This window comes from Arthrobacter sp. G.S.26 (assembly GCF_050847375.1).
Taxonomy (GTDB): domain Bacteria; phylum Actinomycetota; class Actinomycetes; order Actinomycetales; family Micrococcaceae; genus Arthrobacter.
Genome location: NZ_CP193752.1, coordinates 2,247,994 through 2,266,200 on the forward strand (window position 1 = coordinate 2,247,994; position 18,207 = coordinate 2,266,200).

The 18,207-nt window shown below is 67.2% G+C and carries 15 protein-coding genes; 5 read left to right on the forward strand and 10 right to left on the reverse strand.

The window, feature by feature from the left end:
• Positions 1-14 precede the first annotated feature (14 nt).
• The 3 genes from ACRB8A_RS10200 to ACRB8A_RS10210 all read right to left on the reverse strand — a co-directional run bounded on the left by ACRB8A_RS10200 (position 15) and on the right by ACRB8A_RS10210 (position 2,735).
• Positions 15-389 carry a DUF948 domain-containing protein gene (locus tag ACRB8A_RS10200; protein ID WP_050684651.1) on the reverse strand — a complete coding sequence of 125 codons (375 nt, stop codon included), beginning with the start codon at positions 387-389 and terminating at the stop codon, positions 15-17.
• A 147-nt stretch (positions 390-536) separates the two neighbouring features.
• Entirely contained in the window at positions 537-1,163 is a 627-nt protein-coding gene (gene rpsD, locus ACRB8A_RS10205; RefSeq protein ID WP_050684650.1) for a 30S ribosomal protein S4, read from the reverse strand.
• Between the two features lie 171 nt (positions 1,164-1,334).
• Positions 1,335-2,735, reverse strand: coding sequence for a replication-associated recombination protein A (locus ACRB8A_RS10210; protein ID WP_056598173.1), 1,401 nt, complete (start codon positions 2,733-2,735; stop codon positions 1,335-1,337).
• 62 nt (positions 2,736-2,797) lie between these two features.
• Between ACRB8A_RS10210 and ACRB8A_RS10215 the strand changes: the two genes are divergently transcribed.
• Positions 2,798-3,457 carry an acVLRF1 family peptidyl-tRNA hydrolase gene (locus ACRB8A_RS10215; protein WP_432244624.1) on the forward strand — a complete coding sequence of 220 codons (660 nt, stop codon included), beginning with the start codon at positions 2,798-2,800 and terminating at the stop codon, positions 3,455-3,457.
• Positions 3,458-3,476: 19 nt separating this feature from the next.
• Here the strand turns inward: ACRB8A_RS10215 and ACRB8A_RS10220 are convergent, their stop codons facing one another.
• Both ACRB8A_RS10220 and aspS read right to left on the reverse strand, forming a co-directional pair.
• Positions 3,477-4,286: a GNAT family N-acetyltransferase gene (locus tag ACRB8A_RS10220; protein ID WP_285240342.1), complete on the reverse strand. Its 810-nt coding sequence runs from the start codon at positions 4,284-4,286 to the stop codon at positions 3,477-3,479.
• Positions 4,287-4,359: 73 nt separating this feature from the next.
• Positions 4,360-6,156 carry an aspartate--tRNA ligase gene (aspS, locus tag ACRB8A_RS10225; protein ID WP_432244625.1) on the reverse strand — a complete coding sequence of 599 codons (1,797 nt, stop codon included), beginning with the start codon at positions 6,154-6,156 and terminating at the stop codon, positions 4,360-4,362.
• Positions 6,157-6,252: 96 nt separating this feature from the next.
• On the opposite strand from aspS, the gene ACRB8A_RS10230 reads away from it, so the two are divergent.
• Positions 6,253-7,494 (forward strand): APC family permease, encoded by a 1,242-nt coding sequence (locus tag ACRB8A_RS10230; protein WP_050684646.1) that lies wholly within the window; start codon positions 6,253-6,255, stop codon positions 7,492-7,494.
• Positions 7,495-7,522: 28 nt separating this feature from the next.
• On the opposite strand, the gene hisS is transcribed toward ACRB8A_RS10230, so the two are convergent.
• Positions 7,523-8,866, reverse strand: a complete 1,344-nt coding sequence (gene hisS / locus ACRB8A_RS10235; RefSeq protein WP_056598160.1) for a histidine--tRNA ligase — start codon at positions 8,864-8,866, stop codon at positions 7,523-7,525.
• A 227-nt stretch (positions 8,867-9,093) separates the two neighbouring features.
• On the opposite strand from hisS, the gene ACRB8A_RS10240 reads away from it, so the two are divergent.
• The 3 genes from ACRB8A_RS10240 (at position 9,094) to ACRB8A_RS10250 (ending at position 12,423) form a co-directional block, all read left to right on the forward strand.
• Positions 9,094-9,909: a peptidylprolyl isomerase gene (locus tag ACRB8A_RS10240; RefSeq protein WP_432244626.1), complete on the forward strand. Its 816-nt coding sequence runs from the start codon at positions 9,094-9,096 to the stop codon at positions 9,907-9,909.
• A gap of 65 nt (positions 9,910-9,974) precedes the next feature.
• Positions 9,975-11,594: a DUF349 domain-containing protein gene (locus tag ACRB8A_RS10245; protein ID WP_432244627.1), complete on the forward strand. Its 1,620-nt coding sequence runs from the start codon at positions 9,975-9,977 to the stop codon at positions 11,592-11,594.
• A gap of 124 nt (positions 11,595-11,718) precedes the next feature.
• Positions 11,719-12,423, forward strand: coding sequence for a type IV toxin-antitoxin system AbiEi family antitoxin (locus ACRB8A_RS10250; RefSeq protein WP_157407599.1), 705 nt, complete (start codon positions 11,719-11,721; stop codon positions 12,421-12,423).
• Here the strand turns inward: ACRB8A_RS10250 and ACRB8A_RS10255 are convergent.
• From ACRB8A_RS10255 to yajC, 4 genes are all read right to left on the reverse strand, one after another.
• On the reverse strand, positions 12,304-14,691 hold the full coding sequence (locus ACRB8A_RS10255) for a RelA/SpoT family protein (RefSeq protein ID WP_432244628.1): 2,388 nt from the start codon (positions 14,689-14,691) through the stop codon (positions 12,304-12,306). The two genes, ACRB8A_RS10250 and ACRB8A_RS10255, sit on opposite strands and share 120 nt — an antisense overlap.
• 141 nt (positions 14,692-14,832) lie before the next feature.
• Positions 14,833-15,849, reverse strand: a complete 1,017-nt coding sequence (gene secF, locus ACRB8A_RS10260) for a protein translocase subunit SecF (protein WP_432244629.1) — start codon at positions 15,847-15,849, stop codon at positions 14,833-14,835.
• Positions 15,849-17,606, reverse strand: a complete 1,758-nt coding sequence (gene secD, locus ACRB8A_RS10265; protein WP_285240349.1) for a protein translocase subunit SecD — start codon at positions 17,604-17,606, stop codon at positions 15,849-15,851. Before secD ends, secF begins: the two co-directional genes overlap by 1 nt.
• Before the next feature lie 94 nt (positions 17,607-17,700).
• Positions 17,701-18,096, reverse strand: a complete 396-nt coding sequence (gene yajC / locus ACRB8A_RS10270; RefSeq protein ID WP_050684638.1) for a preprotein translocase subunit YajC — start codon at positions 18,094-18,096, stop codon at positions 17,701-17,703.
• Positions 18,097-18,207: the final 111 nt, after the last annotated feature.

Below are 18,207 nucleotides of genomic sequence, written 5' to 3' on the forward strand. Positions count from 1 at the left end.
GTCCTTTCCGGAACTCAGCGGCTGCGGCGGCCGGCGGCGGGTTTCCGGCGGTTGGCCAGCGCGGTGCGCACGCCGTAACTGAAGGCGGCCACCTTGATCAGCGGCGAACCGACGGTTGCTGCCACCAGGGAGGACAAGGCCGAAAGGTTGGCGGTGGCGTCCGAGACGTTGGACGAGATGCCGTCCACCTTCTTCAGCTGCTGGTTGGTGGTGGACACCGTGGCGGTGACCTCATCCATGAGGGGCGTGGCCCCGTCGCTCAGGGACCGGATGGAGGTACGGACCTCATCAAACACCCGCCCCAGCTTGAGGATGGGCACCGCGAGCAGCAGCACCAGGAGCGCAAACACCCCGGCAGCGATCAGGCCGGCAATATCGCCACCAGACATAAACGATTCAACTCCTTGTAATTCTGTGGTTCGGTTCGACGCCCGCGGGCCCGCGCCTTGCGCGTCCTGCAGATGTCCCCCAAGTACCTTACATACAAAGAAGCCCGTGGCGCTTGCCACGGGCTTCTTTGGATACGCTGCTGGAATTTAGCGTGCGTAGAATTCGACGACGAGCTGCTCTTCGCAGGTCACGGGGACCTCGGAGCGCTTGGGGCGACGGACCAGGCGGGCCTGGAGTGCCTCGAGCTTGACGTCAAGGTAAGCCGGAACGTTGGGCAGAACGTCGCGGTGTGCGCCGGCTGCTGCAACCTGGAGCGGGACCATGGTCTCGCTGCGGCTGTGGACGTGGACGAGCTGGCCTTCGCCGACGCGGAACGACGGGCGGTCAACGCGGATACCGTCAACCAGGATGTGGCGGTGCACAACCAGCTGGCGGGCCTGGGCGATGGTGCGGGCGAAGCCGGCACGCAGGACCAGGGCGTCAAGACGCATTTCGAGCAGCTCGATGAGGTTCTCACCGGTCAGGCCCTTGGTGCGGCGGGCTTCTTCGAAGGCACGGGTCATCTGTGCTTCGCGGATGCCGTACTGGGCGCGCAGACGCTGCTTTTCGCGGAGGCGTACGGCGTAGTCCGAGTCCTGCTTCTTGCGGGCACGGCCATGCTCACCGGGGCCATACGGACGGCGCTCCATGTACTTGGCGGCCTTGGGGGTCAGAGCGATGCCGAGTGCACGCGACAGGCGTGCGGTACGGCGAGCACGAGTGTTGTTAGCCACTTGTGTCCTTCCAATATCTGCGGTGTGTCAGTGTTACTGGCCTCCATAATGGAGAGCATCGGCCAACCGCTGCCTTTTGCTACTGGGCGCAGGGCACAACCGGATCGAAAGAATTTTTCGGTGATTGGGCGCCCGAACCTTGCCAGACAAGCATCAATCCTAGCATGTGGCCTACCTGCCCCTGACAATCTTCCGCAGCCGCTCCAGCCGGACGGCGATGTCCCGTTCGGCGCCGTTGGCGGTGGGCTGGTAGTAGTCCTTGCCCACGATGTCATCGGGCGGATACTGCTGGGTGGCCACGCCATGCGGGGCGTCGTGCGCGTACTTGTACCCCTGGCCGTGGCCCAGCTGTTTCGAGCCGGGGTAGTGCGCGTCGCGCAGGTGCGCCGGGATGCCAATGCCCAGGCCGGCGCGGACATCGGCGATGGCCTTGTTGATGCCCATGTACGCGGCGTTGGACTTGGGGGCCGTGGCCAGGTGCACCACCGCTTCGGCCAGGATGATCCGACCCTCCGGCATGCCGATCAGCTGGACGGCCTGGGCTGCGGCCACAGCGGTCTGCAGCGCGGTGGGATCCGCCATGCCAACGTCCTCCGCGGCGGAGATCACAATCCGACGGGCCACAAAGCGGGGGTCCTCCCCCGCCTCGAGCATGCGGGCCAGGTAGTGCAGGGCTGCGTCGACGTCGGAGCCGCGGATGGATTTGATGAAGGCGCTGGCCACGTCGTAGTGCTGGTCCCCCGCCCGGTCGTAGCGGACGGCTGCCACGTCCAGCGCCCGCTCGGTGTGCTTCAGTTCCACGGCGATAATGCCGGCGCCGGCGTCATCCGAGTCGCCGAAGGCAACACCGGCGGCGGCTTCCAGGGCGGTCAGCGCGCGGCGGGCATCCCCGCCGGAGAGCCGCACCAGGTGCGCCAGAGCGTCCGGGGACAGCTCCACCTTGCCGTCGAGGCCGCGGTGGTCTGCCACGGCCCGGCCCAGGAGGCCCTCCACGTCCGCGTCGGTCAGCGGCTTCAGCGTGAGCAGCAGGGAGCGGGACAACAGCGGTGACACCACGGAGAAGGACGGGTTTTCGGTGGTGGCGGCCACCAGCACCACCCACCGGTTTTCCACTCCCGGCAGGAGGGCGTCCTGTTGGGCCTTGTTGAACCGGTGGATCTCGTCCAGGAACAGCACGGTGGTGGTTTTGTAGAGGTCCCGCGCGGTGAGGGCCTCGTCCATGACCCGCCGCACGTCCTTGACGCCGGCAGTGATGGCGGACAGTTCAACGAATTTCCGGCCCGGGCCGCGGGCGATCACGTGCGCCAGCGTGGTTTTTCCGGTTCCGGGCGGGCCCCAGAGAATCAGTGAACTGGGCCCGGCGGGGCCGGCCGCGTTGGCGCCAGCGGCAAGCTGGCGCAGGGGTGAGCCGGAGCCCAGCAGGTGCTGCTGGCCCACCACTTCGTCCAGGTTTTTTGGCCGCATCCGTACGGCGAGTGGGCTGCGCGGCGAGGCCTTCGCGCCGGTTCCCGGTGCAGCGGCGGGGGCATCGTCGTCGTCGTTGTCCGGTCCTTGCCCAAAGAGATCTTCCACATGGATAGGCTACTTCCAGTTCACCGTGCGTTTTCGCCGCCCTGCCGCCAAAGGATTCCCCCATGCCGTCCCCCGCCACCGGCCAGCCGTCCGTCCGGACCGCTTTTGTCCCCAGCCACCGGCTCCAGGGCTGGGCCGAACGGTTTGGCGCGTCACATGGCGGCTACCGGCTCCATGATGACGACGACGGGCTGCGGCTTCGCGCCGGGGACGGCACCGGAGCGCTGCTGCAGGCGCCATGGCCCGCGGACGGCAGGCCCGGCCGCGGTTTCGACGGGCTGGAACGGCTCGCGTCGCTGGCGGCCCAGCCGCGGCGGTTGGGGCTGCTGCTGGTGCGCCGCGGCGGGTACGCGGCCGGTGTCGCCACCGAGGGCCGGCTGCTGGCGTCCAAGGCAGGCACCCGGTACGTCCAGTCACGGACGGCCGCCGGCGGCCAGTCCCAGCAACGTTTCGCCCGGCGGCGCACCAACCAGGCGGATGCCCTGGTGGACGCCGTGGCGGCCCAGGCGGAACCCATCTTTGCCGCGGCCGGCTTTGAATACCTGGTTCCCGGCGGCGACCGGAGCCTTGCGGAGCTGGTCCTGGCCCACCCCTCGCTCCGGCCCTACGCCACCTTGCCGAGGTTGGCGTACCTGGATGTGCCGGAACCGCGTGCCGCCGTCCTGAAAAAAGCCGCGGCCGATGCCTGCTCCGTCCGGATCCAGGTGACAGAACCCGCGTAGGCCGTCTCCGTGAAGCCGGTCAGCAGCCGGTCCGGGCCCGCTGCGGCCGTTCCTGCCGGTACTCGTAGCGCCCCGTTTCGACAAACCCGGCTGCCGCGTAGAGCTGTTGCGCACCGGTGTTGGCCGCCGTCACCAGCAACCAGTAGTTGTCCAGCCCGCGGGCAGCGCCGGCATCCAGCAGGGCCTCCAGGACCTGGCTGGCGTACCCGCGGCGGCGGGCGTCCGGGTGGGTGGCCATGCTGTAGATCCCGCCCCAACCGGGGTGCTGCGCAGGCAGGGCAAGGCGGCCGACGGCGGCAGGCTGGCCGCCGGGATCGCGCACCAGGGCGTACAGGGCGGGGCAGCCCGTCAGGATGGTGCGGGCTGTCGCCATGGCGGCGTCACCGCCGCGGCCGTCCACCTGCCACCACAGCCGGAGCCACTCCGCGGACGGTTCAGCGGCGGTTTCGACGTCGGGGTCTGGGCCTGCGGCCGCTTGCCAGGGCCCCCGGGCCATAACAAGGGTTTCGGACTGCCGGGTGAAACCCTCGGTATCCAGGAACTGATGGAGCGCCGTGCCGGCCGGGCCTGCCATCAGCTGGAAGATGACGGGCAGCCGCCGGCTGCGGTACCAGGCCCGGGCCTGCCGCAGGAGCACGGCCGGGTCGCTGCCGGCCGGTTCCGGCCGGGGCCAGATGGAGTTGGCCCGCTGCGTGACGCCGTCGGCGGCCCGCAGGACCCAACTGCCAACGTTTTCCCGGTCCGGCGCGGGCCAGGCGGCGTCCATGGCGCCCTCCAGCCCGGCGAGGGGGTCCGGCGTGGTTCCGGCGGCTGGTGTGGTCACTGGCATTCCTTCGTTAACGGCAGGAGGCTCCCGGCTGGCGCGGGGAGCCTCCTGCAGCGCCGTGCGCCGGGTTGCGGGCCTAGTTGGCTGCGGTGGCCTTGGCGGCACCGGCCGGTTTGGCTTCGGGCTTGAAGTCCACGCCGGCTTCCTTGCGCTGCTGGGCCGTGATGGGCGCCGGCGCGGCGGTCAGCGGGTCGTAGCCGTTGCCCGTCTTGGGGAAGGCGATGACGTCGCGGATGGACTCCACACCGGAGAGCAGTGCCACAACGCGGTCCCAGCCGAAGGCGATGCCGCCGTGCGGCGGGGCGCCGTACTTAAAGCCCTCCAGCAGGAAGCCGAACTTCTCCTGGGCGTCCTCTTTCGAGAGTCCCATGACCTCGAAGACACGTTCCTGGACGTCGCTCTGGTGGATACGGATGGAGCCGCCGCCGATTTCGTTGCCGTTGCAGACGATGTCGTAGGCGTAGGCCAGTGCCGGCTCGGGGTCGGTGTCGAAGGTGGCCAGGAACTCGGGCTTCGGCGAGGTGAACGCGTGGTGCACGGCGGTCCACTTGCCGGCGCCCACTGCCACGTCACCGGAGGCGACGGCGGCGGCGGCAGGCTCAAACATCGGCGCGTCCACCACCCAGCAGAAGGCCCAGTCGGCCGGGTTGATCAGGCCGGTGCGGTGGCCGATCTCCACGCGGGCAGCGCCCAGGAGGGCGCGGGCCGCTGACTTCTCACCAGCGGCGAAGAAGATGCAGTCGCCGGGCTGTGCGCCCACGGCGCCGGCCAGGCCTTCGCGCTCGGTGTCCGTGAGGTTCTTGGCAACGGGGCCGGCCAGTTCGCCGTCCTCCTTGAAAAGGACGTACGCCAGGCCCTTGTGGCCGCGCTGCTTGGCGAATTCCTGCCAGCCGTCCAGGGTACGGCGTGGCTGCGAGGCGCCGCCCGGCATCACCACGGCACCCACGTAGGGTGCCTTAAAGACGCCGAAGTTGGTGTCCTTGAAGAAATCGGTAAGTTCCGTAAGCTCCACACCAAAACGCAGGTCCGGCTTGTCCGATCCGAACCGCGCCATGGCGTCGTGGTACGTGATGCGCTGGATGGGCGTGGGGATCTCCACGTCGATCAGCTTCCACAGCGCGCTGACGATGCCTTCGCCCAGGGCGATGATGTCGTCCTGCTCCACGAAGCTGGCTTCGATGTCCAGCTGGGTGAATTCCGGCTGGCGGTCCGCTCGGAAGTCCTCATCGCGGTAGCAGCGGGCGATCTGGTAGTACTTCTCGAAGCCGCCCACCTGCAGCAGCTGTTTGAAAAGCTGCGGCGACTGCGGCAGGGCGTACCAGGAACCCGGCGCCAGGCGTGCCGGAACCACAAAGTCGCGGGCGCCTTCCGGCGTCGAACGCGTCAGCGTGGGCGTCTCGATCTCAACGAAGCCGTCCTGGTGGAGCAGGTCGCGCGCCACCCGGTTGGCTTCGGAGCGGAGCCGCAGGTTGCGGGCGGGGCCGGGGCGGCGCAGGTCCAGGTAGCGGTGCTTCAGCCGCGCTTCCTCGCCCACTTCCACGTGCTCATCGATCTGGAACGGCAACGGGTCAGAGGTGTTGAGGATGGTGACGTCCTCGGCGATGACTTCGACGGTGCCGGTGGCCAGCGCCGGGTTTTCGTTGCCGTCGGGACGCTTGGAGACGGTGCCGGTGACCTGCAGGACGTACTCGTTGCGCAGCCCGTGGAACACTTCTTCTTCACGGACCACTACCTGGGCCACGCCGGATGCATCGCGGAGATCCACGAAGGCCACACCACCGTGGTCACGACGGCGGCCCACCCAGCCGGCCAGGGTTACGGTTTGTCCAATGTGCTCGGAACGAAGGGATCCGAGGTCATGTGTGCGCAGCACAGCACGCCTTTCTGCGGGAAAACAGTGGGAAGTCAATAGGATCGCTGCGGGAGCGATCCCGATCGAGTTTACCCGCTGGAAGGACACCCGTACCCCATGGACGCACACCGGCAGCTTGAGCGGCGGCTCACCACCGCCGATGCCACCGCGATCGGACTCGGCTCGATGCTGGGCGCCGGCGTGTTTGTGGTGTTTGGCCCGGCCGCCGCCCTGGCTGGAACGCTGCTGCCCGCCGCGGTGGCCATTGCCGGCGCCGTGGCGTACTGCAATGCGGTGGCTTCGGCTGCCTTGGCCGCCCGGTATCCCACCAGCGGCGGCACCTACGTTTACGGTCGGAAGCAGCTGGGCGAGTGGGCCGGGTTCCTGGCCGGCTGGGGCTTTGTGACGGGAAAAACGGCGTCGTGCGCGGCGATGGCCCTGACGTTCGGCAGCTACGTTGGCGGCGGCTACGCCATCCCCGTTGCCGTGGCAGCGGTGGTGGCACTCACCGGCGTGAACCTCCTTGGCATCACCCGCACGGCGCTGCTGACGCGCATCCTCCTCGGTGTGGTCCTTGCGGTCCTCGCATTTGTGGCCGTTGCCGCCGTGGCCGGTCCGCATCCGGCAGCTGCCGCTTCGCCGGACATCGCCGGCGGGGCTGCGGGTGTGCTGCCAGCGGCGGGGTTGATGTTTTTTGCGTTTGCCGGTTACGCCCGGATTGCCACTTTGGGCGAGGAGGTCAAAAATCCGGCCCGGACCATCCCCCGCGCCATCCTGGCCGCCCTGGCCGGGGCCTTTGCCATCTACCTGCTGCTGGCAGTACTGCTGCTGAACCATCTTTCGGCCGGGCGGCTCGCAGCGTCTAGCACTCCCCTGCTGGACGCCGTGCTTGCCTCCGGCCTGGCCGGAGGCGCACCGATCGTGCAGGCAGGCGCTGCTGCCGCGTGCCTGGGCGCGCTGCTGGCGCTCATTACGGGTGTGGGCCGCACGGGCCTGGCGATGGCCCGTGCGGGCGACCTGCCGCGCTTCCTGGCGAAGGTAAGCGGCAAACGGACGGTACCGGTGGCCGCCGAACTCAGCGTGGCCGCCGTCGTGATCCTGCTCCTGCTCACCAGCGACGTGATGACGGTGGTGGGCTTCTCCAGTTTCGGGGTGCTGGTGTACTACGCCGTCGCCAACGCCGCTGCGTTCACCCTTCCCGCGCATCCCCGGTACGCCCCGCGGTGGCTTAATGCCGTGGGCGTAGTGGCCTGCGTCGGGCTGGCACTGACCCTCCCGCCGGCACCGGTGCTGGCCATGGTGGCAGTCCTGGCGGCGGGCGCGGCGGGCCGGTGGCTGGTCCTGCGGCGCCGCCGCTGAGTCCGTAGAGTGTCTTTAAGCCGGCGGATCAGGCCGTGGTGCTCACCTGGACGGAAAGGTCGGCAGCGGGCGGCGCCCACGTTCCGGGCTCCGCCGGCACCTGCTCGCCGGTGCGGATGTCCTTGACCTGGTGCGCGCCGTCGTCGTCCGTGAACCAGACGAACGGGATGCCGCGGCGGTCCGCGAACTTGATCTGCTTGCCGAACTTGTCCGCTTTGGCCGCCACTTCGGTGGCGATCCCCCGGCTGCGCAGCTGGGCAGCAACGTCCTGCGCCGCGCCCCAGCTGTCATCGTGGGAGAGTGCCACCAGGACGGCCGTGGGGACAGAACGGGAGGCCTTGGCCAGGTCCTGGCTGAGGATCCGGGACACGAGGCGCGTGACCCCGATGGACAGTCCCACACCGGGGAACTTGCGGTTGCCCTTGGACGCCAGGGCGTCGTACCGGCCGCCGGAGCAGATGGAGCCCAGCTGTTCATGGCCCACCAGGACGGTTTCCACCACGGTGCCCGTGTAGTAGTCCAGGCCGCGGGCGATGCTCAGGTCCGCCACCACCTTGCCGGGGGCGCGCTGGACGGCCGCCTCGATGACCTGTTCCAGCTCGCTCAGGCCTTCATCCAACAGCTCATTGCTGACCCCCAGCGCCTTGACCTGCGCCACGAAGGACGTGTCCTCGGTGCGGATCCCGGCCAGCTGCAGCGCCTTCCGCGCCTGCTCCTCCGTGGCGCCCAGTTCGGACTGGAGGAGGCCGGCCACTTTGTCGGCGCCGATTTTCTCCAGCTTGTCGATGCTCCGCAGGACTCCAGCGGTATCGTCAAGGCCGATCCCCCGGTAGAAGCCCTCCGCCAGCTTGCGGTTGTTGATCCGGAGCCGGAAGTCCGGGATGGGCAGGGCGCTGAGGGCTTCGGCGATGACCAGGGCAATCTCCACGTCGTAGCGGAACGGCAGCCCGCCGTCGCCCACCACGTCGATGTCCGCCTGGGTGAACTCGCGGGCACGGCCTTCCTGGGGCCGTTCGCCGCGCCACACCTTCTGGATCTGGTAGCGCCGGAACGGGAAAGCCAGGTGGCCGGCGTTCTCAACCACGTAGCGGGCAAAAGGCACGGTGAGGTCGAAGTGCAGCGCCAGCGCCTGTGGGTCGGCTTTGCCTTTTGCGTCGCCTTCGTCGTCCTGGAGCCGGCTCAGTCCGTAGACTTCCTTGTCGATTTCGCCCTTGCGCAGCAGCTGGCCCACCGTTTCCACGGCCCGGGTCTCGATCGAGGAGAAGCCGTGCAGTTCGAAAACGCGGCGCAGCGTGTCCAGGACATGCAGCTCCACCAGCCGCTCCTCGGGAAGCCACTCGGGGAATCCGGACAGGGAGGCGTTGCGTGCCATGGTGGAAGATCTCCTCATCGTGTACGGCTGCCGGGCACGCCATGCGGCCCGAAAGGGGCGGCTATGGGCGGCTGTCCAGCCAGTCATGCATAAACTGTGTGCGGCAGTCAGTTTATGCGCCATCCTTGTGCATCTCTAATGCGGCGGGCGGTGCGGCCCGGCCGCCACATCCCTGCATCACGGGCCGGAAGGCTCCGGTGCGGCAGCCCGACTCACGAGGAGGACCCTTGGCGGCCAGTTCCCGCAACGCCCGCGAAACCAAACGGCGCATCCAGCAGATGGAAGCCAAACGTGAGCTCCGGCGTGTGCAGGAGGGCCGCCGCAAGCGCGACAACCTTGTGGCCGCCGGTGCCGGCGCCACCGCCGTGGTCCTCGCCGTCGTCCTCCAGCTCACCGCGTTTTCCGGGAACCCTACCGAGGACGAATACGCGGCCGCGCAGGCCGGCCTGACGGACCCGTCGGCGTCCGCGGAACCCACCCCCAGCCCCGCCCAGACCGCCAACGGACCCGATATCCCTGCTCCGGACACCGCCGCCGGGAAGACCTTCACGGGTGACCTGGTGCTTAACGGCAGCCCGCTGGGCGTTGAGATTGACGGCACCAAGGCACCGCAGGCCGCAGCCGTCCTGTCAGCGCTGAGCACCGAGGGCTACTACAACGGAAAAGGCTGCCACCGCCTGACCACCGGCGAATCGTTCGGGCTCCTGCAGTGCGGTTCAACGGACGGCACCGGGAACGCCGATGCCGCGTTCACGTGGGGTCCGCTGGAAAACACGCCCACGGACAACGTCTATCCGGCGGGCAGCATCGCCGTGGCCAGGAGCGCGAACAACGCTTACGGCAACGGCCGGCAGTTCTTCATTGTGTACAAGGACACGGCAATTCCCGCGGACACTGCGGGTGGCTACACGGTGGTGGGCAAGGTGACGTCCGGCCTTGAAACGGTGGCCAATCTTGCGGCCGCAGGCATCACGCCGGTCACCAGCGACACGGACGGCTCGCCACGGGAACCAGTCACGATAGACTCGTTCTCTCTGAAGTAGGCGCCCTGGCCTCCGGCCCGGGCGCAGTACGTGAGTATTTTCCTCCAAGCGAAAGACTTTTAGCGGTGACAGACAGTCAGAAATCCGACGAAACAGCAACAGACCTGACCGAGGAGGCCCCCGTGGCCGAGGCCCCAGGCGCTGATGCAACCACCACAACTGCGGCTCCCGCTGAGGAGGCTCCCGTTGCGGACGCCCCTGCCGAGGAGGCTCCGGCTCAGGAGGCTCCTGCTGAGGAGACCCCGGCGGCTGCCGCTCCCGCAGAGGAGGCTCCGGCGGCTGACGCACCCGCCGAGGTGACCCCTCCAGCGGAAGCGCCCGCGGCACCGGCCGCGCGGCCTGCTGCCCCGTCACCCGCCGCTTTTGCGTCCCGGCCCAAGCCCGCTGCTGCCGCACCGGCTGCCGCGTCGGTCCAGGCTCCTTCCGCAACCTCACTGGCCGAGGCCGCAAAGTGGGGCCGCGTTGAGGGTGACGGCCACGTATTCCTGACCATCGACGGCGGCGAACACCCCGTGGGCCAGTACCCGGATGTCAGCAACGACGAGGCCCTGGCCTACTTCGCGCGCAAATTCGACGATGTCCTTGCCCAGGTTGTCCTGCTGGAGCAGCGGGTGGCTTCCAAGGCCCCCAGCACCGACATGCAGAAGACCGTGACGCACTTGCGCGAGCAGCTTGCCGAGCGCAACATGGTGGGCGACCTCCGCTCAGCAGAGGCCCGCCTGGACAGCCTCGCGGGCCAGATCACCGAGCTGGAGAAGACAGAAAAGGCGGAGCACGACGCCGTCCGCACCGCCGAGCTCGCCGCCCGGGAAGCCATCGTGGCCGAGGCCGAACAGATTTCCGGCCAGGACCCCGCGCAGACGCAGTGGAAGACCTCCTCCGCCCGGATGAACGACCTCTTCGAAAGCTGGAAGACCGCGCAGAAGAGCGGCGTCCGCCTGGGCCGCAGCAATGAGGACCAGCTGTGGAAGCGGTTCCGTGCCGCCCGCACGGTGTTCGACAGGCACCGTCGGGCCTACTTCTCGCAGCTGGACAGCAACAACTCCGCGGCAAAGTCCGCTAAGGAAAAGCTGATCGCCGAAGCCGAGGAACTGTCGGGCTCAACCGACTGGGGTTACGCAGCCGGCGAGTACCGCCGCCTGATGGACCAGTGGAAAGCTTCCCCGCGCGCCAGCCGCAAGGACGACGACGCGCTGTGGGCCCGGTTCCGTGCCGCCCAGGACGTCTTCTTCACCTCACGCCAGGCTGCCAACGATGAGATCGACCAGGAGTACTCGGTCAACCTCACCGCCAAGGAAGCCCTGCTCAGCGAAGCCACTGCCATCCTCCCGATCAAGGACCTCGGCGCCGCGAAGAAGGCCCTGCAGTCCGTCCGGGACCGCTGGGAAGAAGCCGGCAAGGTGCCCCGTGCCGATATGGGACGCATCGAAGCCGGTCTCCGCAAGGTTGAGGACGCAGTGCGCCACGCCGAGGAAGAGCAGTGGCAGCGCTCCAACCCGGAGCGTAAGGCCCGCACCAACAGCGCCCTGTCCCAGCTGGAATCCGCCATCGCGGGCCTGCAGGATGACCTGGCCAAGGCCGAGAAGACCGGCGACCAGCGCAAAATCAAGGCAGCCCAGGAGGCCCTCGAGGCGCGCCAGGCCTGGCTTGACCAGATCCAGCGCTCGGCCAGCGAACTGAGCTGACCCCCGGTGGCGGATCTGCGGCGCTGACCGCTGCGCCACCAACAGACCACAGGTCCGGGCCCGGTTATCCACATGACCGGGATCGGGCCTGTGTCAGTTAACGCTGCCGGGGCAGGATTGACGGATGGCATCCCCTCCAGCCCCGCCCGGCAGTCCCGGGCACCAGTTTCCCGACTTGTATGTCCCCGGGTTGCCCTTTGCGTGGCCGGAACTCCAGGCGCTGGCAGCTGACGGGCTGCTGGCCAGAATCCACCAGCATGGCTATGTCCTGCCGGAAGTCCAGGTATCGAGCCAGCTGCGGGCCCGGGCGGCAGCGGGTGCTGTCCCCTTACAGGTCCGCCGCAGGGTGGTGGCAGGCCGCATGACCGCTGCCTGGATTTACGGCTGCGCGGCTGAACCGGACCGGCTGGCGCTGCTGGTGGACGCCAAGCGCCGCGTCTCCAGCCTGCGCAACACCAGGGGCTGCACCCTGCACGAGGTGAGGCTCGGGCCTTTCGATGTGGTCAGCCTGGGCGGCCTGATGGTCTCCAGCCCGCTGCGGACAGCCGTGGACGTGGCCCTCCACGTGGAGGAGGGCCGCGCCGTCCCTGCACTGGCGAACCTCCTTGCCAGGCCGCAGAATGACGTCAGGCTCAGGTTGCTGGTGCTGGCCATCGAGGCGTCACCGCGGGTGCCCCACAAACGCGCTGCCCTGGCCAAACTGGCCAGGTTAGCTCCGGCGCTTGTTCCCGGTGGTGCGGTACACGTCGAAGACCCCGTCGATCCTGCGGACGGCGCTCAGGACGTGGCTGAGGTACTTGGGGTCCCCCATCTCGAAGGCGAACTTTGAGATGGCCACGCGGTCGGTGGAGGTGTGCACACTTGCAGCCAGGATGTTGACGTGGTTCTCGGACAGGATCCGGGTGACGTCGGACAGCAGGGATTTCCGGTCCAGGGCTTCCACCTGGATTTCCACAAGGAAAACGCTGGATTGGGTGGGTGCCCAGTCCACGTCGACAATCCGGTCCGGCTGGTCTTTTAGGTCCGATATGTTGGTGCAGTCGGTACGGTGCACGGAAACGCCAGAGCCCCGGGTGACGAAGCCCAGAATGGGGTCGGGCGGGACCGGCGTGCAGCACCGGGCGAGCTTGACCCACACGTCGCCTACGCCGCGGACCACCACGCCCGAGTCCGAGAAACGTGCCTTGGTCACCTGGGTCGGAATGCTGACTTCGGTGATGTCGTCGTCGGCGTTCTCGTTGCCGCCCAGGCTCTCCACGAGCTTTTCCATCACGGACTGCGCGGACGTATGACCGTCGCCCACCCCGGCGTAGAGGCCGGAAATGTCCACGTACTTGAACTCTTCGGCCACCGCGGCAAGTGCCTCGTGGGTCATCAGGCGTTGTAACGGCAGGTTCTGCTTCCGCATGGCACGGGTCAGCAGTTCCTTGCCCCTGTCGATGGCTTCTTCGCGGCGTTCCTTGCTGAACCACTGCCGGATCTTGTTCCGGGCCCGGGCGCTCTTGACGAAGTGCTGCCAGTCCTGGCTGGGGCCGGCGCCTTCGGCTTTCGAGGTGAAGATCTCCACCCAGTCGCCGTGGTTCAGTTCGCTGTTGAGCGGCACCAGTTTGCCGTTGACGCGGGCGCCGATGGTCCGGTGCCCCACCTCTGTGTGCACCGAGTAGGCGAAGTCCACGGGGGTGGACCCGGCCGGAAGGGCCATCACCTCACCCTTGGGCGTGAAGACAAACACTTCGCGGGCGTTGATTTCAAACCGCAGCGAATCGAGGAACTCGCCGGGATCGGAGGTCTCCTGCTGCCAGTCCACCAGGGAACGCAGCCACCCCATGTCACCGTCGCGCGGGCTCCCCGGCCCCACCGCGGTCCTGTTGGGCTGGTCCTTGTACTTCCAGTGCGCCGCCACGCCGTATTCAGCCCGGCGGTGCATTTCGTGGGTCCTGATCTGGATTTCCACGGGTTTGCCGCCGGGACCAATCACCGTGGTGTGCAGCGACTGGTACATGTTGAACTTGGGCATCGCGATGTAATCCTTGAACCTGCCCGGCAAGGGGTTCCAGCGCGAATGCATGGTGCCCAGGGCCGCGTAGCAGTCCCGGACGGAGTCCACCAGGACACGGACGCCCATCAGGTCGTTGATATCGTCAAAGTCCTTGTCGCGGACAATCATCTTCTGGTAGATGGAGTAGTAGTGCTTGGGCCGGCCGGTGATGGTCGCCTTGATCCGTGCCGTGCGGAGGTCATCCGTGATCTGGTCCCGGATCACCCCGAGGCTCTTTTCCCGTTCGGGGGTGCGGTCCCCCACCATCCGGACAATCTCTTCGTACACCTTGGGATACAGGGCGGCGAACGACAGATCCTCGAGCTCCCACTTGATGGTGTTCATACCCAGCCGGTGGGCCAGCGGGGCGAAGATTTCGAGGGTTTCGCGCGCCTTGCGGGCCGAGGACTCAGCGGAGACAAAACGCCACGTGCGGGCGTTGTGCAGGCGGTCGGCCAACTTGATCATCAGCACGCGGATGTCCTTGGCCATGGCCACAACCATTTTGCGGACGGTCTCGGACTGGGCCGCCTCGCCGAAGCTGACCTTGTCCAGCTTGGTGACGCCGTCCACCAGCATGGCCACTTCCGGACCGAAGTCGCGTTTCAGGTCCGCCAGTGTGTATGGGGTGTCCTCCACGGTGTCGTGCAGGAGCGCCGCGGCCAGGGTGGTGCCGCTGAGGCCCAGTTCGGCGAGGATGGTGGCCACCGCAACGGGGTGGGTGATGTAGGGATCGCCGCTCTTGCGCTTTTGCCCGCGGTGGCTTTGTTCAGCAACGTCGAAGGCGCGCTGGATGAGGTCGAAGTCCTCTTTGGGGTTGTTGGCGCGGACAGTCCGCAGCAGGGGTTCCAGGATGGGCGAGTAACTCGCCGCGCCGCGGCCGGTCAGCCGTGCCAGCCGGGACCGGGTCCGTTCCCGGCGGCCCGGAAAGGTGGGTCGCGAGCCGGAGTTGTCAACCGGTACCAGGGAACCCGGGCGCGCCACAGGCGCAGTCCCTGCCTGCACGTCGGCAGGGACTTTACCCTGTGCCGCAGTAGCCGACGCCGAACGTTCTTCCAATGAAGTACCCCTCACCACCGTTTAATTACCTCAGTCTATTCCTCAGCGCGTCGAGTTCTCTAACCGGCCCCAAATGACGGATGGGCCGCACGGCGCAATGAATACGCTGTACGGCCCATCCGTGGACGTGCGGTGCCGGCCTTAGGCTGTGGCAGCCTCTGCAGCCGGCGTGTTCCCGGCCGACGCGGCGCGCCGCTGCTCCACCCGCTTCTCCTGTTTGAGCAGGTCGGGTTCCTTCTGGCGCAGCAGTGCGTACATGGGGGCTGCCACAAAAATGGTGGCAGCCGTGCCGATCAGGATGCCAACGAACAGTGCCAGCGACAGGTCGCGCAAGGTGCCCGCCCCCAGCAGGCCGGCACCGATGAACAGGATGGCGCCCACGGGCAGGATCGCAACCATCATCGTGTTGATGGACCGGACCAGGGTCTGGTTGACCGCCAGGTTGACCTCCTCGGCGAAGGTACGCCGGGTGGAGGCGTCCAGCTCGGAGGTGTTTTCCCGGATCTTGTCGAACACCACCACCGTGTCGTACAGCGAGTAGCTGAGCACGGTCAGGAAGCCGATGATGGCGGACGGTGTGACCTCAAAGTCGCTGAGGGCATAGACCCCGGCCGTGATGAACATGGTCACCACCATGCCCGCTATCGCGGACAGCGACATTTTCCAGGTCCGGAAATACAACGCCATCAGCACCGCAGCCAGCAGCACAAAGACCACCAGGCCGATCAGCGCCTGCTTTGTCACGTCAGCACCCCAGGTGGGGCCCACGAACGTGGACGTCACCTCGTCGACGGTGACCCCGTAGGCCGTGGTGAGGCCTTCCTTGATCCGGAGGGTCTCGTCATCGGTGAGTTTGTCCGTTTGGATCCGCATGGTGGTTCCGGCCACGTTGGCGACGCGCGGAACACTGCCCGCAACGACGTCCGTGACAACCTGCTCGCCCAGGCCGGCGTCCGTGCTCTGGACGTTGGAGACCGTGAATTCAGAGCCGCCCCGGAACTCGATGCCCAGGTTGAACCCGCCCTTGGCCACCGGAATGATGATGGACAGGGCCACCCCCACGGCCGCGATGATGAACCAGATCTTTTTGGCGCCCACGAAGTTGTAGGACCGCTTGCCGGTGTAAAGCTCGTTACCGAAATTGGCGAAGCTTGGCATTACTTGTTCTCCTTCGCTGCGTTCTTCGACGAGCCCGCAAGCTGCTCCTGCTTTTCGGCCAGGCGGCGTTCGGCGATGGTCATCCGGCGTTCTGCCTCTGCGGCCGCACCGGTGTTCTTCGCCCGGACCACGCCCGGTTTGTCCTCAGGGGTACGCACGCGGCCGGCACCACGGTACAGCGGCACGGCTCCGAGCTTCTTGGGGTCAAGGCCGGAGAACCGGTGGCCCTCGCCGAAGAACTTGGTGCGCGCCAGCAGCTGCAGGGTCGGGTGGGTGAACATAAACACCACAAGGAGGTCCGCCAGGGCCGTCAGGCCCAGGGTGAACGCGAAGCCGCGGACGTTGCCCACCGCTACGAAGTACAGGACCAGGGCGGCGAGGAGGTTGACTGCCTTGGAGGCCAGGACCGTCCGCTTGGCGCGCTTCCAGCCGTTTTCGACGGCGGAGACCAGGCCGCGGCCTTCGCGGAGTTCATCGCGGATGCGTTCGAAGTAGACGATGAACGAGTCCGCAGTCTGGCCGATGGCGACGATGATACCTGCCACGCCGGCCAGCGACAGCCGGTAGTTCTCGGTCCAGCCGAGGATGGCGATGGCCAGGTAGGTCAAAGCACCTGCCACCACCAGGGAGGCGATGGTGACCAACCCCAGCGCGCGGTACTGGAACAGCGAGTAGACCACCACCAGCAGGAGCCCGATGATGCCGGCCAGGAGGCCCATGCGCAGCTGTTCACCACCCAGGGTGGCGGAAATCTGCTGGTCGCTCTGGATCTCGAAGCTGATGGGAAGCGCCCCGAACTTCAGCTGGTCGGAGAGAGCCTTGGCGGACGCTTCGGTGAAGCCGCCGGTGATCTGCGGCCGGCCGTCGGTGATGACTGCCAGGGACCGGGGGGCGGAGATGACCTGGTCGTCCAGGACAATGGCGAACTGGGCCTTGGGGTCGCTGCCCGACTCGCCGCCGGCCGCCACGTAGAACTGGTTCAGGCGTTCGGTGACCTCTTTGAACTTGGCCGTACCCTCGTCGTCGAACTGGATGTTCACTGCCCAGTCATTGGTGACCGCGCCCTGCGCACCCTGCTGGAGCTGGAAGGAGGACGTGACGATGCTGCTGCCCTTGACCTCCACCGGACCCAGGATGTACTTGATGGCAGGTGCGGTCTCGGTGGCGGGCTCGCAGGTGACCAGCGGCTTGGCCGGATCGGAGCGTTCCAGCTCCTCCTGTGCCGGGTTGTCGCAGTCCAGCGCCTCGAACTCGCGGTAGATCTCGGGAGTGATCCAGTTGACGTCGCTGCTGTTGGCCGGCTCCGCCGTAGGCTTCGGCAGCTGGTCCTCGGGCGCCCGGGACTCTTCGGGAACCACCGCGCCGGCACCGTTGAGCAGCACGGGGCGGAAGTTCATGTCTGCGGAGGCCTGGATCAGGTCGCGGGTTTCTTTGGACGGCACGCCCGGGAGGCTCACCACTACGTTGCGCCCGGACTGCGTGCTGATTTCAGCTTCGGAGACGCCGGAGCCGTCGACGCGCTGCCGGATGATCGAGACGGCCTGGTTGAGCTGCTCTTCGTTAATGTCCGAACCGCCCTCCACCTTGGGCGCCAGAATCATCTGGGTGCCGCCTTCAAGGTCCAGTGCCAGTTTCGGCGCCCAGCTTGCCTGCCCGGCGAGGGTCCCGCCGGCCAGGACCGCAGTCAGGACGGCGAGGATAACGCCGAGCCAGACCAGGACCCTGAGGCCTGATTTCTTAGGGCCAGTTCGTGCCATTGTCGATCTTTCTCTTATTCACGGAGGAACCGCCGGTGCATGCTTGCACCGGCGGTTGTCCGCAGCGGTAGAGGTGTGTGGGGCGGCAGCGGAACTAGCTGTCCTTTTTGCCTTCGTCGTTGAGGCGCTTCATCGTCTCGTCCGGGGTCTCCAGCGGTGCCGCGGTGGTTCCGGCCTCCTGGCCGGTGAGTGAGGAGGCATCATCCGGTACGGCCGGGGCTTCGTCTTCCGGCACTGCCGTGGGCTCAACGACCTTGGTGACGGCCTGGCGGTGGACGGTGGCCAGGTTGCCCGGGGAGAGTTCCAGGGTGACCTTGTTCTCGGCGTCGTCGATCTCGACGATGCGGCCGAAGAGGCCGAAGCTGGTCATCACTTCAACGCCGGGAGCGAACTGCGATTGGAGTTGCGCCTGCTGCTGCTGCGTCTTCTTGTTGCGGCGGAACATCATGAAGATGAAAACGCCAAGCATGACGAAGAGGAGAATTGACATTAAATCCAAGGGAAAAATCCGTTCTTTACTTACCTAGCCGGTTTTCCGGCACCGTCGGCTTGTTCCCTCCGCCGGCCGTGCGCACGGAAACCCTGACGGATTTCCCAACAG

Excerpts from the sequence above, each read along its gene's own strand:
- ACRB8A_RS10200 (WP_050684651.1), bottom strand. The coding sequence starts at position 389 with ATGTCTGGTGGCGATATTGCCGGCCTGATCGCTGCCGGGGTGTTTGCG.
- ACRB8A_RS10215 (WP_432244624.1), top strand. The coding sequence starts at position 2,798 with ATGCCGTCCCCCGCCACCGGCCAGCCGTCCGTCCGGACCGCTTTTGTC.
- ACRB8A_RS10220 (WP_285240342.1), bottom strand. The coding sequence starts at position 4,286 with ATGCCAGTGACCACACCAGCCGCCGGAACCACGCCGGACCCCCTCGCC.
- ACRB8A_RS10230 (WP_050684646.1), top strand. The coding sequence starts at position 6,253 with ATGGACGCACACCGGCAGCTTGAGCGGCGGCTCACCACCGCCGATGCC.
- hisS (WP_056598160.1), bottom strand. The coding sequence starts at position 8,866 with ATGGCACGCAACGCCTCCCTGTCCGGATTCCCCGAGTGGCTTCCCGAG.
- ACRB8A_RS10250 (WP_157407599.1), top strand. The coding sequence starts at position 11,719 with ATGGCATCCCCTCCAGCCCCGCCCGGCAGTCCCGGGCACCAGTTTCCC.
- secF (WP_432244629.1), bottom strand. The coding sequence starts at position 15,849 with ATGCCAAGCTTCGCCAATTTCGGTAACGAGCTTTACACCGGCAAGCGG.
- secD (WP_285240349.1), bottom strand. The coding sequence starts at position 17,606 with ATGGCACGAACTGGCCCTAAGAAATCAGGCCTCAGGGTCCTGGTCTGG.
- yajC (WP_050684638.1), bottom strand. The coding sequence starts at position 18,096 with ATGTCAATTCTCCTCTTCGTCATGCTTGGCGTTTTCATCTTCATGATG.